Source organism: Paenibacillus sp. J22R56, from assembly GCF_056269375.1.
Map to the genome: position 1 here is coordinate 35,361 of NZ_JBWDNV010000015.1, position 16,461 is coordinate 51,821.

The 16,461-nt window shown below is 48.3% G+C and carries 16 protein-coding genes; all 16 read left to right on the forward strand.

The features are described 5' to 3' along the window. Positions 1-85 precede the first annotated feature (85 nt). The 16 genes from yabN to AC0YNT_RS29015 all read left to right on the forward strand — a co-directional run bounded on the left by yabN (position 86) and on the right by AC0YNT_RS29015 (position 16,374). Positions 86-1,564: a bifunctional methyltransferase/pyrophosphohydrolase YabN gene (gene yabN, locus AC0YNT_RS28940; RefSeq protein WP_475807725.1), complete on the forward strand. Its 1,479-nt coding sequence runs from the start codon at positions 86-88 to the stop codon at positions 1,562-1,564. 198 nt (positions 1,565-1,762) lie between these two features. After that, the gene (locus AC0YNT_RS28945) at positions 1,763-2,035 is read left to right on the forward strand and encodes an HU family DNA-binding protein (protein ID WP_091190548.1); all 273 of its coding nucleotides are present in this window, start codon (positions 1,763-1,765) and stop codon (positions 2,033-2,035) included. A 3-nt stretch (positions 2,036-2,038) separates the two neighbouring features. Further along, the gene (locus AC0YNT_RS28950; protein WP_091190550.1) at positions 2,039-2,317 is read left to right on the forward strand and encodes an RNA-binding S4 domain-containing protein; all 279 of its coding nucleotides are present in this window, start codon (positions 2,039-2,041) and stop codon (positions 2,315-2,317) included. Between the two features lie 60 nt (positions 2,318-2,377). After that, entirely contained in the window at positions 2,378-3,124 is a 747-nt protein-coding gene (locus AC0YNT_RS28955; RefSeq protein ID WP_475807726.1) for a hypothetical protein, read from the forward strand. Positions 3,125-3,277: 153 nt separating this feature from the next. Continuing rightward, positions 3,278-4,093: a DUF817 domain-containing protein gene (locus AC0YNT_RS28960; RefSeq protein ID WP_475807727.1), complete on the forward strand. Its 816-nt coding sequence runs from the start codon at positions 3,278-3,280 to the stop codon at positions 4,091-4,093. A gap of 98 nt (positions 4,094-4,191) precedes the next feature. Beyond that, positions 4,192-4,476 (forward strand): sporulation protein YabP, encoded by a 285-nt coding sequence (yabP, locus tag AC0YNT_RS28965; protein ID WP_091190555.1) that lies wholly within the window; start codon positions 4,192-4,194, stop codon positions 4,474-4,476. Further along, positions 4,473-5,078 carry a spore cortex biosynthesis protein YabQ gene (gene yabQ, locus AC0YNT_RS28970; RefSeq protein WP_475807728.1) on the forward strand — a complete coding sequence of 202 codons (606 nt, stop codon included), beginning with the start codon at positions 4,473-4,475 and terminating at the stop codon, positions 5,076-5,078. The genes yabP and yabQ overlap by 4 nt, the downstream gene beginning before the upstream one ends. Positions 5,079-5,167: 89 nt before the next feature. Next, positions 5,168-5,479, forward strand: a complete 312-nt coding sequence (locus AC0YNT_RS28975) for an FtsB family cell division protein (RefSeq protein WP_167282712.1) — start codon at positions 5,168-5,170, stop codon at positions 5,477-5,479. Between the two features lie 97 nt (positions 5,480-5,576). Beyond that, positions 5,577-6,077, forward strand: a complete 501-nt coding sequence (locus AC0YNT_RS28980; protein ID WP_167282710.1) for a S1 domain-containing RNA-binding protein — start codon at positions 5,577-5,579, stop codon at positions 6,075-6,077. 353 nt (positions 6,078-6,430) lie between these two features. Next, positions 6,431-8,923, forward strand: coding sequence for a stage II sporulation protein E (gene spoIIE, locus AC0YNT_RS28985; RefSeq protein ID WP_475807729.1), 2,493 nt, complete (start codon positions 6,431-6,433; stop codon positions 8,921-8,923). Between the two features lie 227 nt (positions 8,924-9,150). After that, complete coding sequence (locus tag AC0YNT_RS28990; protein WP_475807730.1) at positions 9,151-9,879, forward strand: vWA domain-containing protein; 729 nt, start codon at positions 9,151-9,153, stop codon at positions 9,877-9,879. Continuing rightward, positions 9,863-10,777, forward strand: coding sequence for a serine/threonine protein kinase (locus AC0YNT_RS28995; protein WP_475807731.1), 915 nt, complete (start codon positions 9,863-9,865; stop codon positions 10,775-10,777). The genes AC0YNT_RS28990 and AC0YNT_RS28995 overlap by 17 nt, the downstream gene beginning before the upstream one ends. 51 nt (positions 10,778-10,828) lie before the next feature. Next, positions 10,829-12,259, forward strand: a complete 1,431-nt coding sequence (tilS, locus tag AC0YNT_RS29000) for a tRNA lysidine(34) synthetase TilS (protein ID WP_475807732.1) — start codon at positions 10,829-10,831, stop codon at positions 12,257-12,259. Positions 12,260-12,313: 54 nt separating this feature from the next. Then, complete coding sequence (gene hpt, locus AC0YNT_RS29005) at positions 12,314-12,853, forward strand: hypoxanthine phosphoribosyltransferase (RefSeq protein ID WP_091190571.1); 540 nt, start codon at positions 12,314-12,316, stop codon at positions 12,851-12,853. Between the two features lie 103 nt (positions 12,854-12,956). Beyond that, positions 12,957-14,969, forward strand: coding sequence for an ATP-dependent zinc metalloprotease FtsH (gene ftsH, locus AC0YNT_RS29010; protein WP_475807733.1), 2,013 nt, complete (start codon positions 12,957-12,959; stop codon positions 14,967-14,969). Between the two features lie 337 nt (positions 14,970-15,306). Next, positions 15,307-16,374, forward strand: a complete 1,068-nt coding sequence (locus AC0YNT_RS29015; protein WP_475807734.1) for a BMP family lipoprotein — start codon at positions 15,307-15,309, stop codon at positions 16,372-16,374. The last annotated feature ends 87 nt before the right edge of the window (positions 16,375-16,461 follow it).

Here is a 16,461-nt window from a genome sequence, read left to right on the forward strand (position 1 = left end):
GCTGCTGGAGGGCATTATTAATCCGTATGCAAGAAATGGTATACTACGTGTAGAATCTGCATTGGCAGGGAGGAATTCGATAGTTATGGCACAAACAATAACGGTAGTCGGCTTAGGATCCGGCGATCCCGATCAATTAACGCTTGGCGTGTGGCGGCGGCTGCAGGCCGCTGCAGCGATCTACGTTCGCACAGAGCAGCATCCTGTTATGTCGCTCCTGCGCGAGCATCAGCTTGCTTACACCTCGTTTGACAGCGTTTATGAACAGCATGACACCTTCCCGGAGGTTTATGATACAATAGCGGATACGCTCATTCGCGAGGCACAGGCGGCGTCCGCGCCAATCCTGTATGCAGTGCCCGGGCATCCGATGGTTGCGGAGCGCACTGTGCAGCTGCTGCGTGAGCGCTGCTTATCAGCGGATATTCCTCTTGAGATTATTGGAGGCGAGAGCTTCCTTGATCAGGCTTTTATCCGTCTTGGTATTGATCCAATTGAAGGCTTTGCCCTGCTTGACGCAGCTGAGCTGAAGGCTGCTCAGGTGCAGCCGCGTGTACATACGATTATTGGTCAGGTCTATGATGCTTATACGGCTTCAGATGTGAAGCTGGCGCTAATGGAACGGTACCCTGATGATTATGAGGTCGTTGTGGGTCATGCGCTTGGTGTAACAGGTGAGGAGCAGATTATTAAAGTTCCGCTTTATGAGCTGGACCGAACACCAGGCTTCGGCAATTTGTCTCTTATCTGGGTGCCCCGCACGGAGGAGGACGCTGTCCTCAACCGTACCTTCGACCGTCTGCACGAGATTGTTGGTATTCTTCGTAGTCCTGAGGGCTGCCCGTGGGACCGCGAGCAGACGCATCAATCGATCCGAAAGAACTTTATCGAGGAGCTGTATGAAGCGCTTGAAGCTATCGATAATGATGATCCCGATCACATGCGGGAGGAGTTTGGTGATGTGATCCTGCAAGTGATGCTGCACAGCCAGATGGAAGAGGAGACCGGCGCATTTTCTGCTTATGATGTTATTGAGAGCCTGAATGAGAAGCTTATTTTCCGCCATCCTCATGTATTCGGCGACCGCAGCGCTGGTGATGCGACAGAAGCTCTTGTTAATTGGGAGCAGATGAAGGCGGAAGAGAAGAAGCGCAAGGGGGAAGCAGATGCCCGCAAATCGCAGCTAGACGGCATTCCGAAGGATTTGCCTGCGCTTATGAAGGCGTACCAGCTGCAGAAGAAAGCGGCTAAGGTTGGATTCGACTGGGACGAGCTTGGTCCGGTGCTGAGCAAGATTGAAGAAGAGCTTCATGAACTGCGTGAAGCGATAGATTCGAAAGATTCGGAAGAGCAGGCAGGAGAGCTGGGAGATTTGCTGTTTGCTGTTGTGAACGCTTCTCGCTTTATCCATGCGGATCCTGAGGAGGCGCTCTCTCGTACAAATGCAAAATTTAAGAGCCGATTCTCTTATATTGAGGAGCAGCTTAGTATAAACGGTAAAACTTTTGACCAGACTGATTTAACAGAAATGGATCGTTGGTGGGAAGAAGCGAAGCGACAATAGTACCGCTTATTCGCCACAAAACGCAACATTTCCGCATCTTTCGGTAAAATTTTTTCTTGTGCAGCAGGATTTTTTTGAGGACAAGCAGAATAAGTATCATCGTGCATGTGTTTATGCTTAAAATTACCAACCTAACGGCGCGTTCCTGGAACGCTGACCACACAAAACGGGCGAATTGAATTTAGGAGGATATTAATAATGAACAAAACAGATCTGATCAACAACATTGCAACAAAAAGCGGTTTGACTAAACGTGACGTAGAAGCAGTACTGAACGGCTTCCTCGGCGAAGTTACTGACGCGCTTGCTACTGGAGACAAAGTACAACTGATCGGCTTCGGTACTTTCGAAACTCGTAAACGTTCCGGCCGTGTAGGTCGTAACCCGCAAACGGGTAAAGAAATCTCCATTCCAGAATCCAAAGTTCCTGCATTCAAAGCAGGCAACAAACTGAAAGACGCAATCAAGTAATAAATGCGTCTGGATAAATTCCTCAAAGTGTCCCGGTTGATCAAGCGCCGCACCGTTGCTAAGGATGTATCCGAGCAAGGACGCGTCTGGATCAACGGCCGTGAAGCGAAAGCTAGCAGCACGGTTAAACCAGGGGATGAGCTCGCGATCCAATACGGTCAGAAGACCGTAACCGTTCGTATCGAACGGATTGCGGAGACGACTCGTAAGGATGAAGCCGGTGAGCTTTACACTTTGATCAAGGAAGAGCAACGCCCGCGCGAGGATGATCTCGGCTGGTAAACCAAAGAGAGCTGTCACGTATGTGTGGCAGCTCTTTTTCATGCTTAGGAGGCAGTATCCGTGATCCCAACGATGAACAACCTGCCCGAAATTCGCCCCTCAAGTGGTGGAGGGGTACTAGGGCTGACCTTTTCTCTATTTATTAAAAATGCCGGTATGCTGCTTTTCATAACAGCAATTACCGCTGTGCCGATTGAACTAATAGCCAACTATGGCTTTATTTATACTTCTGATTCCTGGGGGGATTCGATCCGGGAAATCATTATTTCTGAAATCTTTTTAGCCCTCTTAACTCCTGTCGTCATTCATTATTTGATTGAGCGGCTTCGAGGCGGCAAGGGTAGTGTCGCAGAGGCTTACCGCTGGGGTCTTCGCAAATGGGTGCGGATAATCATGTATGATTTTCTCCAAAGTGTCATTCTCTTGGCAGGCTTCCTGCTGTTCATTATTCCCGGTTTGTTTATGTATGTACGGCTTCTGCTTCTGCCGGCTGTAGTCTCCATTGAGAATACGTCGGTGACGAATCCGCTGGAGAGCAGCCGCAATATGGCGAAAGGGCAGTTCTGGGCTTTTATAGGCTATGGAATTGTTGTCAACGGCTTTACCTATTTTGTCGGGTGGGTCACAGGCAAATTATTTGACGGAGTAGATTTCATTAACGGAATCTCGGTTACGCTCTGTAATCTATTTATAGACTGGATATCATTACTTGGGGTTATTCTACCTCTAGTCCTGTATTTGAAGATTAGATCGGAGCAAAATAAGGCGGAAGATGGGGCAGTTGAAGAGGCTGTTGAAACGGTATAATTGAAACAAGAAGAGTATTTCTCGCCAAAGAGGAATGCTCTTTCTTTTTGCACATAACAATAAACATCAGTGAAATATCAGTAACAATTTATTGTAAAACGATAAACCGTATGCTAAATTAGACCCTGAATTATAGAAAGGGAGGGCTTGTAAGTGGAACAACTGCAGCAATCAAACGCAATATGGCTCTACCGGATCAAGCAGCTTTTTATATTCGGCTATCGCCAGGCGATGTCTTGTATATTCCCGGTTATCATCTTTGCAACACTGGCGCTGACGAAGGTAGTATCGATTCCATACTTCCACCGCTACGATCTGCTATTCATGATCTGCCTGATTGCCCAAGTCGGCATGGTGGCGTTCAAGCTGGAGACAATCGACGAGCTGAAAGTCATTTGTATGTTCCATATCATAGGGCTGCTGCTGGAGTTATACAAAGTTCATATGGGATCGTGGTCTTATCCGGGGGAAGGCTGGTCGAAGCTGCTGGGAGTACCGCTGTACAGCGGGTTTATGTATGCGAGTGTAGCAAGTTATATATGCCAGGCTTGGAGGCGTCTGTCCATATCCGTGTACGGCTGGCCTAGGCAATGGTGTACGGTTCTTCTTAGCGCTGCGATCTATTTGAACTTCTTTACGCATCACTATTTGTGGGATTTTCGTTGGGCACTCACGATATTGCTCATCGTCGTGTTTTACCGTACCTCGTTTACCTACAGGGTTGGCGACCGAACGTACCGCATGCCTGTCGTCTTATCTTTCTTACTCATCGGGTTCTTCATCTGGCTCGCAGAAAATATCTCAACGTTTATGGGCGCATGGGCGTATCCTGATCAGGAGCATACCTGGCAGTTGGTTCATCTTAGCAAAATCAGCTCCTGGTTCCTGCTTGTCGTCATTAGCGTAATTATTGTCGCCCAGCTTAAGCATGTAAAAAGTGCCAGAGATGGAGGTAGTCCTCCTCTCTAGTGAAATATGAAAGAGTTGCCTGCCAATCCTGTTCTAAAGTTCGTCCCACCCCCATAAGCTAGTCTCAAGCTATGCTTTCGAAGTGGAGGGACGAGTCAATGGTAGAACAAAGTAAGGGGCAGAAGCGCCAGGAAGTCAAAATGCTGAATCGCAAGCTGCTCGAAATCACTGGCGTATTGAATGTGGAAAGCTTCGACAGCGAAGAGTTTCTACTCGATACCGAGCTTGGCTTCCTGATGATAAAAGGACAAAACCTGCATATTAAGCATCTTAACCTGGAGCAGAATCTGGTTGCGATAGAGGGGCTTGTCCATTCGCTCGCCTACTTGGACGGCAATGCCTCTACCAAAACAAAAGGCTTGTTCGGGAAGCTATTCAAGTGACCTCATTAAGCCTACAGTTCTTTACAATGGGGATGATGCTGCTGACAGGCATCGGACTAGGCGTAATCTTCGACGGCTATCGGGTCGTGTCGAATGAGCTGCGCTTCCCGCGCTGGTCGCTGCCGGTACTCGATTTGGTGTACTGGCTGGCCGCATCGCTCCTTGTGTTCCGAGTGCTTTACGCCAGCAACTACGGCGAGGTGCGGGCGTATGTATTTATTGGAATGTTGATGGGGATTCTTAGTTATTACTGGCTTCTAAGTAAACCGGTTATTCGTATTGTAAAATGGCTGATTGATGCGGTACGAGCTTTGATTGGGTTCTCGATACGGACGTTTGATCTCCTAATTGTAAAGCCAATCATTCTCCTATACCGATTTATTCGTGTCTTAATCGGATTTGGGACCGCACTCACTATTTTCCTGTTAAAAATTGTGCTACAATTGGTTCGTCCTTTCTGGCTGCTATTCAGGTTTTTGCTAAGTCCGCTTACTCGTCTGCTATGGCGATGGCTTGGACCACATGTAGCAAAGCTGAAGCTTAAAGAAAGATGGGACAAGATTATATCGAGCGTCATTAAGCTTTGGAGACGCTTATTTTAACGAAGCCTATGCTTTCGAAGCATGAATCATCACATTGGCTTCATAATGGCCATTTGGGTGATTATTCATTATTAGGAGGTTAAAACGTTATGACGACTGCCACAGCCAATCAATCGACAGGGAACGCCGGCTCCAAACGCCGTTTGCGGATATGGGCGATGTTCATCACTCTATTTTTGTGCTGGGCGGCGTATACATTCCTGGGACAAATGAAGGATGCACGCGCAACACAGGTGCAGCTGACGGAGATCAAGAATCAGGTAGATGATTCCACTCAGAAATCCAAAGTCCTCCAGCAACAGATTGATAGACTTAACGATCCGGAATATATAAGACAACTCGCAACCAAAGACCAAGGGATGGTAACTCCTGGTGAACAACAGATTCAGGTCATTAAATAGACGCAACAACGGGTGAACGTCTGTTGACCTTGCTTTGACGATTAAGTTATAATCACGATAGTAACGCTATTTAGCTTAGGGAGGAACATTTTATTTTATGGCAATTGAAGTAGGGGCCAAGTTAGAAGGCAAAGTGACAGGCATAACGCATTTCGGAGCATTCGTCGATTTGTCCGGGGGTGTCACAGGGCTCGTTCACATCTCGGAAATTGCCGACAACTACGTCAAAGACGTGAAGGATCACCTGAAAATTGACGATGTTGTTAAAGTCAAAGTGATCAACGTTGATAAAGACGGCAAGATCGGACTTTCCATTAAACAGGCAGTTGACCGGCCTGAAGGCCAAGCACCACCACAACGCGAGCCACGCCCAAGTGGAGGCGGTGGTGGAGGTTTTAACCGTGGAGGCGGCGGTGGCGGTGGTCAAGACCGTGGTGGACGTCCATTCAACAAGCAGTCAGCTGGCAGACCGTCTTACAACAAACCGTCATTCGAGGATAAAATGTCTCGCTTCCTGAAGGATAGCGAAGAACGGATTTCCTCCCTGAAGAAAAATACCGAAGGCAAACGCGGCGGACGCGGTGCTAAACGAGTCTAAGCTGGATTTTATACAATCATATGAGAGCAGAACCTAAACGGTTCTGCTTTTTTATTTTTTAAAACATAGTTATTTCCCCGATACTCTTAGCAATCCCGACAGCAGTAAACAAAGATTTGCAGGCAGTAAAAGGCAGGGCGCGACGTTTTTTGTTGAAGTGTCTTATGTGCCAATAGTCTCGTGTCATGTTTAAAGTCAGTTCTGGCGCGGTTTTGAAAGCGTTGACAATTTGTGGATGCTGAATTTAACTTTGTCGGAAAAAACTTTTGCACGCCCACGGTAAACTGACAAACTTCATACGGACATGCTCCTATAATTGGAAACACAATAAACCAGAATAGGTGGTGTTCGAGATGAAGAAAGAAAATGTGATTATGTTTCCTGCAGGAGAGCAACAAATGGGGTGGGGAAGTTCCATAATGGATAAGGGGCGTGGGTGGTTATCATCACGAAGCGTTGTCCAGCTCGTTCTTGCGAAGAAGTGGACCATTATGCTTGTCGCGCTGGGCTTTCTACTTGGACGAGCTGTCATTCTGGAATCGCTCATGCCCTTTGCTGCCGCGTACTTCGCGGTTATCTACTTTTTGCGCAAGGATGCCTTCGGCTGGACGGCAGTATCCCTTATTGCCGGGAGTTGGTTCGCCGTTACGCCAGCACCCTTATGGATCGGGATGGAGCTGGCCGTTCTATTTCTATTATTTAAAGGTCTGGAGGCATACGAAAAAGCGGAGCTTGGGACCGCACCCTTACTCGTCTTTATCTCCACCCTGGTTGTGCAGCTATTTGGACTCTTCATAGGAGATGTGATGAATTGGTATAACTTTATGATGGTTGTGGTGGAAGCGGCGCTCAGCTTCGTGCTTACGCTTGTCTTTATACAAGCGATACCGGTGCTGACCATGTCGAAGAAGACCGCATCCCTTAAGAATGAGGAAATTATATGTCTAATGATTCTGCTTGCCTCCGTTATGACCGGGGCGGTAGGCTGGCAAATATACGGTCTTTCTGTTGAACATATTATGTCACGATTCTTGCTGCTGCTCTTTGCGCTGGCAGGAGGGGCACCGCTAGGCGCCTGTGTAGGCGTAGTGGCGGGTCTTATTTTAAGTCTCGCTGACTTTAATGCCGTTGTGCAGATGAGCCTGCTGGCTTTCGCCGGGCTGCTCGCTGGACTATTGAGGGAAGGCGGCAAAGCCGCTGTTGCCTTCGGTATGCTGCTTGGAACCTCGATCCTTGCCGTTTATGTCGGCAGTGGATCAGATGTGATGACCTCCACATGGGAATCTGTGGCAGCAGCTGTACTACTTATGCTTACCCCCAAAATTATGATTCGAACCATCGCCCGTTATGTGCCTGGCACAAACGAGCATGCCAAGTCGCAGCATGAGTATGCCAAACGTGTGCGCGATGTAACAGCGGAGCGGGTCTCACAATATTCAGAAGTATTCCGCCAGCTTTCCCGCAGCTTCGGACAGCTGAACGGAGCTGCTGTGCCTGTGAAGAAGGAGGAGGAAGTTAATCATTTTATGCAGGCAGTATCTGCGCGAAGCTGTGAAGGCTGCCACCGGAACCGAGCTTGCTGGGAGGGCAAGTATTATCAAACGTATCAAATGATGAAGGATATGATCTCAGCGGTGGAGGAGGACCGCGTACCTACGCATAATATGCCCCGCACATGGGCTTCTCACTGCTCAAAGCCAGCGCAGGTGCTTGGCATTATAGAGCAGGAGTACGAGCTTTATAAGAATGATATGCACTGGAAGAAACAAATATTCGATTCCAGGCAGCTTGTCGCAGATCAATTATCGGGCGTGTCACAGGTCATGGAGGATTTGGCACACGAAATTAAAAGGGAGGGACAAACGCTTCATTTGCAGGAAGAACAAATTAGAGAAGCATTGGAGGGACTGGGATTATCGATTCAGGAGCTAGAAGTCATTAATTTGGAAGAGGGGAATGTGGAAATCGAATTGTATCATCATTTCAGCAGGGGGCATAACGAATGCCGCAAAATTATTGCTCCGCTCTTATCCGATATTCTCGGCGAGCATGTGGCCGTCAAGTCGGAGAGACCACCTGAGAAGAATGGAGAGCCGACACTTGTCGTGTTCGGATCAGCCAAGGAGTTTGAGGTGGAGACAGGCATAGCCGGGGCAGCGAAGGGCGGAGACTTGCTGTCGGGAGACAGCTTCAGTATGGTCGAGCTTGGCAACGGCAAGTTCGCTGTGGCGATTAGTGATGGAATGGGTAATGGGGAGCGGGCGCGGCAGGAGAGCAGCGCGGCGCTGTCGATTCTGCAGCAGCTGCTGAAGTCCGGGATGGATGAGAAGCTGGCGATAAAATCTGTGAACTCCATCCTGTTGCTTAGGTCACCGGATGAAGTGTTCGCGACGATTGATCTAGCCATGATTGATCTGTACACGGCGAAGACCACCTTTATGAAGATTGGCTCGACGCCAAGCTTTATTAAACGAGGAAGCGAGGTAATTCCAGTATCGGCGAATAATTTGCCAGTTGGTATTTTACAGGACATTGATTTCGATCTGATTTCTATGCCGCTGCAGCCTGGTGATACGATTGTCATGATGAGTGACGGTATTTATGACGCACCGGGTCATGCCGTCAATAAGGAGATGTGGATGAAACGGATCCTTCAGGAGCTGAAGACAGATGACCCGCAGGAGATGGCGGATGCTCTGCTTGAAACCGTCGTAAGGCACCATGAAGGGGATATAAATGATGATATGACGGTGCTTGTGGCACGGATCGATAAACATTTGCCGGAATGGGCGTCCTTCCGCTGGCCTGGGCTTACTAGGCTGGAACGACCTCGTACGGTTAGTTAAAGGGGGTACATGGGAGATGGGCGAATGCAGGCTCTTAGGCTGAAGCGCAGCAGGCTGCGCTTCAGCCTAAGAGCCTTTTTGCTGCTTTACTAGAGTCAATTGTTTGTCCGTTCAATAGAGCAGCAGCATAATTTCTCGGGAAATAGGGCAATCTAGCGGTTTATCCCTCGCTTCAAAAGGCAAAACTGATAGAGAGGTTATGCTGTTTTGAAGAGGAGGCAATAAAGATGAAGCAAATTTTGCTAGTGACCGATGGCTGCTCGAATGTCGGCATGAGTCCGGTTGTAGCGGCTGCACATGCCAAGGCTGAAGGAATTGCCGTTAATGTTGTAGGTATTTTGGATTATGGTGATGTAGGAGAGCTTGGAGCGTCTGAGATTGAGGAAGTCGCCCGAGCCGGAGGCGGCCTCAGCAGGCTGGTGGATACACGGCAGCTGTCGCAAACGGTTCAGATGATGACGCGGAAAACCGCGGTGCAAACGATACAACTGGCTGTGCAGAGGGAATTGAAGCAGGTGCTTGGCAATGGCTCCATCGAGGCGCTGCCGCCGGAGAAGCGCAGTGAGGTTGTTAGGGTCATTGATGAGCTTGGGGAGACGTCGAAGCTGCAGGTAGCCCTGCTGATTGATGCTAGTGCCAGTATGAAGCCAAAGCTTCGCGCAGTGGAAGAAGCGATCCATGACTTGATGTTAAGTCTGCAGGCACGTCAAGGCCATAGCGAGATTGCCGTTTTTCATTTTCCAAGTACCAAGTATGGAGAAGACTGTAAGCTCGACCTGAGCTGGACCGATAATTTGAAAGGTATTTCTTCCATATTTACAAAATTGCCGATGAGCGGCACGACACCAACAGGCCCGGCGATTATGCAGGTCATTGATTTTTACCGGCAGGGGGATTATGGTAAGAAGAGCAATGACGATGAAACGGATGGGATGATGAGTGACTACGTCGTTTAAGTTGAATCTCCGCCGCGGTACGATTGTGACGGGAAAGTGGAAGAATGCCCGTTATCGTGTCGAGCGGCTGCTTGGAGAGGGAGCGAACGGCAAAGTTTATCTCGTTCATGCTGACCGCGGCTGGTGCGCACTCAAGGTAGGAATGGATGCGGTTGATCTGCAGTCAGAGATTAATGTACTGCAGGCACTCGAGAAGCAAGATCGGAAGTTGACCTATCTTTATGATGTGGACGATTTTCTCGGGCCGGACGGTAAAGAATATCCTTTCTATATTATGAGGTACGTACGTGGAGTAACGATTTCGGAATTTTTGACGAAAAACGGACCGGAGTGGTTTCCGCTCATAGGTCTGAACCTGCTTGGCAAGCTTGCCGAGCTTCACCGTAAGGGCTGGGTATTTGGCGATTTGAAGATCGATAATGTGCTGACTGCTGATTACGGGTATGTTGAGCTGGTCGATTATGGCGGTGTCACCGCGATGGGTAAGGGGATAAGGCAATTCACCGAGATTTATGACCGGGGTTATTGGAACGCAGGCTCACGCTCGGCAGATGCCAGATACGATCTCTTCTCTTTTGCAGTGCTCTGCATTATGCTTCATGAACCAAAGAAGCTGCAGGCACTGACAGCAGGGCTGCCGCAGACCCGTTCGACTGAAGAGCTGGAGCGCCTTGTTAGCGAGTGCAAAGGGCTGATTCCTGTAGCTGGCTGGTTAAAGCAAGCGATGGCGGGAAGGTTCTACGATGCGGCTGAAGGGGCAGAAGCGTGGAGAAGACTGCTGCACCGCAGAGACACGCGAATCAGCCCGAAGACACCAAGGTGGTTAAAGGGGCTTGCCGCTGTATCCGCGGTAGTGCTGGGAATCTCGGTTTACTGGCTGCTTCGCGGGGGTATATAAAGGAAGTTGGACATTGGATTTGAAATATAGGGACGGGGAGATACATAAGCAATGGAAATGGGGGACCATAAGCTGCTGCCTGACATGTTGAGGTATGCAGCGACTGAACAGCTATGGTCGAAAGGCGACCGAATCGTGGCTGCCGTATCCGGCGGTCCCGATTCAATGGCTCTGCTTCATCTGCTATGCACAGCAGCGAAGCAAGATGAGCTCACGATCATAGCTGCCCATGTAAATCACGGCTTCCGGAAGGAAGAATCACTGCATGAGGCGGAGGTTGTACGCCAATATGCAGCGAAGTTTGGCGTATCCTTCGAGATGATTGAGCTGGATATGCCGGCTTACATAGAAGAAACCGGAATGAACGCCTCGTCCGCGTCACGTGTGAAGCGTTATGCCTTTCTGCATGACATAGCAGCTAAGTATAAAGCTTCGGCTGTCGCGCTGGCGCATCATGCGGATGATCAGGCAGAGACGGTACTCATGCATATCATCCGTGGAGCAGGTTTGACAGGCCTCTCAGGTATGGCTGCGAAACGTACTGAAAAAAACGTGGAACTTATACGTCCATTACTTCGTATGAACAAGTCAGACATTGTACGCTATTGTACGGAGCAGGATATTCCGTATTGCCTCGACAGCAGCAACAATGAGAAATATTATTTTCGTAATGTCGTTCGGCTTGATGTTATACCGTATCTTTCACAATATAATCCAAAGCTTACTCATTCTCTCCGGAGAATGGCTGATGTAGCAGGGGCAGAAGACGAATGGATGGAGAATGAAGCGCAGAAGCTGCTTATTGAACTTGTATCGCTGACTCCGGGCGAATGCAAGATGGATGCTGGTACGCTCTCAGGTCTTCATGTCGCTTTACAAAGAAGATTGATTAAACTAATATTAAATTATCTTTCGCAGGATGCAGAAATTGGATCCTTTGAAGCGATTGAGACCATGCGGCTTGCGGCAGCTTCTGCAGCTCCGAGTACCTGGCGGTATGATGCCGGCTCGGGTGTTCGATGCATCCGTGAGTATAGCAGCATCCGGTGGGTTCGAGTGCTTAATGCTGCTGCGGCGATTATGTCCGAAGCCTATGCACACGTCATTCCCCGTGATTCCGCTGACATGCGGGTAACAGCTGGAGGTCGTACGCTGTATATCGAGCATCGCAAACGGGGCGAGGCGGTTAAGCCGGCAGGCAGAAACGAGGTTTGCTTCGATGCGGAGAGTCTGGTTTTTCCGCTTACAGTACGTAATCGGCGGCCAGGTGACCGAATTCAAGTTTTAGGATTAAACGGCTCCAAAAAAGTGCAAGATATGTTCGTTGACGAAAAGATCGCGCCATCCGAGCGTGAGCGTTATCCGCTTCTGGTTGATGCGGACGACCGCTTGCTTTGGGTACCGGGCATCAGACGTTCGAGCCATGCGCTAACCGATCATGAGACAACGGACTTCCTGTTCATTCGAATAGAGAACGAATAAGAAGCACTGCTGTATTCATAATTATAAAGTGAAAGATATAGGAGGATTTACATTTTGTTGAACGATATTAAAGAGGTACTCTATGACGAAGGACAAATTAGGGCGAAAGTGAAGGAACTCGGCGAGACCCTTAGCCGTGACTTCGATGGGCGTAATCCGCTCGTTATTTGCGTCCTCAAAGGTGCATTTATATTCATGTCCGATCTGGTTAAAGAGATGCCGATAAAACTTGAGATCGACTTTATGGCCGTATCAAGCTATGGAGCTTCGACCAAATCATCTGGTGTCGTCAAGATTATTAAAGATCTTGATGCTTCTGTAGAAGGTCGCGATGTGCTGATCGTCGAAGATATTATTGACAGCGGTCTGACACTCAGCTACCTGATTGATGTTCTGGAGCGCCGCAATGCCAAGTCCGTAACTGTTGCAACGCTGTTCGATAAGCCAGCACGCCGTTCGGTTGATCTGGAAGCGGACTACACAGGCTTCTCATTGCCGGATGAATTTGTTGTGGGCTACGGCCTCGACTATGCAGAGAAGTACCGCAATCTTCCGTTCATTGGCATTCTGAAACCGGAAGTTTACGAGAAATAGAATTTGCGGTTACGCCGGCATGCCTCCCCTTCATCTTGGTTCTATTGAGATGGAAAGTCATGCTATGTTAAAATATTAGAAGCGTCTTGAGAGGAGGTAGGGGATGAATCGGATCATCCGCAATACTGGATTTTATTTGATCATCTTTTTAGTAACGGTTGGGATTATTCAGTTTATCAGCAGCCAGAATAATACTACCGTCGGAATTCGATACGATCAGCTTCGCCAAGCCATCAGTTCAAACAACGTAGAAGAGCTGACCGTGAAGTACGATGGTTATACTTACTTGGTTTCCGGTAAATATAAAGAGCCGCCTGCAGACTCGAAGAACGGGGAGAAACAGTTCTCATCGAGGGTAGGTTTGGAAGCTGGCGAAGATATTCTCGCCGCAGAGAAACAATACGGATTTAAGCTCAACTATAAGCCAATGGATACACCAAGCATCTGGCTTACGTTCCTTACTTCCATTATTCCGTTTGTGATCATATTTATTTTGTTCTTCTTCCTTATGAATCAAGCTCAGGGCGGCGGCGGCAAAGTGATGAACTTTGGCAAAAGCCGTGCAAGGCTGTACAACGAAGAGAAGAAGCGCATCACGTTTGAGGATGTGGCAGGTGCCGACGAAGAGAAGCAAGAGCTTGTCGAAGTTGTTGACTTCCTGAAAGATCCTCGCAAATTTAACGTGGTTGGCGCACGTATTCCGAAGGGCGTATTGCTTGTGGGTCCTCCGGGTACTGGTAAAACGCTTCTTGCCCGCGCTGTAGCAGGCGAAGCTGGCGTTCCATTCTTCAGCATCTCCGGTTCGGACTTCGTGGAAATGTTCGTCGGTGTCGGCGCATCCCGTGTCCGTGATTTGTTTGAGAATGCGAAGAAAAACGCACCATGTATCATCTTTATTGATGAGATTGACGCAGTTGGTCGTCAACGTGGCGCCGGTCTTGGCGGCGGTCATGACGAGCGTGAGCAAACGCTCAACCAATTGCTCGTTGAGATGGATGGCTTTGGTGCGAACGAAGGCATTATTATCGTCGCAGCGACGAACCGTCCGGATATTCTTGACCCGGCACTTCTTCGTCCAGGACGTTTCGACCGTCAAATTACGGTGGACCGCCCAGATGTGAAAGGTCGTGAAGCCGTACTTAAAGTACATGCTCGCAACAAGCCGCTTAATAATGACGTTAAGCTGGATGTTATTGCGAAGCGTACGACTGGCTTTACTGGTGCGGATCTGGAGAACTTGCTGAATGAAGCAGCACTCCTTGCAGCCCGTCGTAATAAGAAAGATATCGGCATGCGTGAAGTTGATGAAGCGATTGACCGCGTTATTGTTGGTACGGAGAAGAAGAGCCGTGTCATCAGCGACCGCGAGAAACGTATCGTCGCTTACCACGAAGCAGGTCATACCATTGTTGGCTACTTCCTGGAGCATGCTGACATGGTTCATAAAGTTACGATTATTCCACGCGGACGCGCTGGCGGTTATGTCATTATGCTTCCAAAGGAAGATCGTATGCTGGTAACGAAGCAGGAGCTGCTTGATAAAGTAACGGGTCTGCTTGGCGGGCGTGTTGCGGAAGAGTTGTTTATCGGCGAGATTGGTACTGGCGCTTACAGCGACTTCAAGCAAGCTACCGGCATCGTACGCAGCATGATTATGGAATACGGTATGAGTGATAAGCTTGGTCCGATGCAGTTCGGTCAAACGCAGGGCCAAGTATTCTTGGGTCGTGATCTTGGTCATGAACAGAACTACTCGGATAAAATCGCTTATGAGATTGACCAAGAAATGCAAAACTTTATCAATGATTGCTACACTCGTGCGAAGCAATTGTTGACTGAGAAGAGCAGAGAAGTACATTTGATTGCTCAAACGCTGCTTAAAGAAGAAACGCTTGAGCTTGAGCAAATCAAGAATTTGATCGAATCCGGCGAGATCGTTGGCGGAGAAGAGCCCTCTGGAGAAGGAAACGCTGCGGCTGAATCTTCTTCCGAACCTATCGTGGATACGATTGGCGGCGTGAAGGTTCGTATTCAAACCCGTGATGCGGGTGAGATCACACCTCCTGAGCTGGACGAACAAAAACCAGACGACGTAGATCCAAATAAAGGATCTTAAGACAGAACAGCTGTCCTATGTTTGCTAATTGCAGGCGAAGGGCAGCTGTTTTTTGTACGTTTACTGTTTAAATGTTCGGATTTAAGGGGTAATAATAAGCACGCAACTTGATTTTGTGTGAGTTATTTGTGCGAATATTCCGAACAAAACTCGCACAAATGTTACATAAGGACAGTGATAATTTGTGAACATAATTTCTGTGTTAAATTAGTTGACATAATGTGATTGACGGCTGTTAGATTGTAATTATAATTAGGAGAATAGTGGCGGTGGACATCAAGAATAATAAAGATAGTGCGATGCCCTAAACAAATAAAAGGCAGGGGAGAGAACAGGTATGAAAAAACAAGTTAGTTTAATGCTTATGATTATCCTGGCGCTGACAGTAGTCTTGTCCGCATGTGGTAACAAGAACGAGAACAGCAACGACACAAACACAGGCGGCAATGCAGAGACTGCATCCCCGGACACTTCTGAAGCACCGGCTTCCAAGTTGAAGATCGGTATGGCAACAGATGTTGGCGGCGTAAATGACAAATCCTTTAACCAAAGCGCATGGGAAGCTCTGAAGAAAGTAACAGCTGATACCGGCGCAGAGACTAAATACCTTGAAAGTAAAGGCGATGCGGACATGGAGCCTAACCTGAAGGCGTTCGTTTCCGAGAAATATGATCTGACTTGGGGCATTGGCTTCCTCTTCACAGATGCAATGACTAAAGTAGCAACAGAAAACCCGAATGCCAAGTTCGGTCTGATCGACGCAACAGTTGAACTGCCAAACGTTGAATCTGTTGGATTCGCTGAGAACGAAGGATCCTTCCTGGTTGGTGTAGTTGCTGGTCTGATGACAAAAACGAATAAAATCGGTTTTGTAGGCGGCATGGAAATTCCAGTTATCAAAAAATTCGAAGCAGGCTTCAAAGCTGGGATCGAAGCCGTTAACCCTGAAGCTGCGAAAAGCTTGAAAATCAACTATGTAGGCGACTTCTCGAAGCCAGACCTTGGTAAACAAGCGGCTGCAACCATGTATGACGCTGGCGTTGATATCATCTTCCATGCATCGGGCGCATCCGGCAATGGCGTGTTTAATGAAGCGAAGACTCGTAAAGACGCTGGTAAAGACGTATGGGTAATCGGTGTAGACAAAGACCAATCGCTTGAATTCGGTGACGCAATTACATTGACTTCGATGATGAAAGGTGTAGAAGCTGCAGTATATAAAGTATCGAAAGACCTGATTGATGGTAATTGGAAAGGCGGTCAAGTCGTTACGCTTGGTCTGAAAGACAACGGCGTAGGCTTGCCAGATACTTCGACGAAAAACGTGCCAGCTGATGTGCTTGCAAAAGTTGAAGAGTACAAACAAAAAATCATCAGCGGCGAGATTAAAGTGCCTACTGAATAATTTTCAGATGAAAGTTATTTGAAGTCGCTGTCTCAAGGCAAGGCCGGCTCAAGCCGGTCTTGTCCTTTTTTGCCATAGAGGTAGAAA

What these genes read in the sequence shown, in the direction of transcription:
- yabN (WP_475807725.1), top strand. Translation starts at nt 86, where the DNA reads ATGGCACAAACAATAACGGTAGTCGGCTTAGGATCCGGCGATCCCGAT.
- AC0YNT_RS28945 (WP_091190548.1), top strand. Translation starts at nt 1,763, where the DNA reads ATGAACAAAACAGATCTGATCAACAACATTGCAACAAAAAGCGGTTTG.
- AC0YNT_RS28950 (WP_091190550.1), top strand. Translation starts at nt 2,039, where the DNA reads ATGCGTCTGGATAAATTCCTCAAAGTGTCCCGGTTGATCAAGCGCCGC.
- yabP (WP_091190555.1), top strand. Translation starts at nt 4,192, where the DNA reads ATGGTAGAACAAAGTAAGGGGCAGAAGCGCCAGGAAGTCAAAATGCTG.
- AC0YNT_RS28975 (WP_167282712.1), top strand. Translation starts at nt 5,168, where the DNA reads ATGACGACTGCCACAGCCAATCAATCGACAGGGAACGCCGGCTCCAAA.
- AC0YNT_RS28980 (WP_167282710.1), top strand. Translation starts at nt 5,577, where the DNA reads ATGGCAATTGAAGTAGGGGCCAAGTTAGAAGGCAAAGTGACAGGCATA.
- spoIIE (WP_475807729.1), top strand. Translation starts at nt 6,431, where the DNA reads ATGAAGAAAGAAAATGTGATTATGTTTCCTGCAGGAGAGCAACAAATG.
- AC0YNT_RS28990 (WP_475807730.1), top strand. Translation starts at nt 9,151, where the DNA reads ATGAAGCAAATTTTGCTAGTGACCGATGGCTGCTCGAATGTCGGCATG.
- tilS (WP_475807732.1), top strand. Translation starts at nt 10,829, where the DNA reads ATGGAAATGGGGGACCATAAGCTGCTGCCTGACATGTTGAGGTATGCA.
- ftsH (WP_475807733.1), top strand. Translation starts at nt 12,957, where the DNA reads ATGAATCGGATCATCCGCAATACTGGATTTTATTTGATCATCTTTTTA.
- AC0YNT_RS29015 (WP_475807734.1), top strand. Translation starts at nt 15,307, where the DNA reads ATGAAAAAACAAGTTAGTTTAATGCTTATGATTATCCTGGCGCTGACA.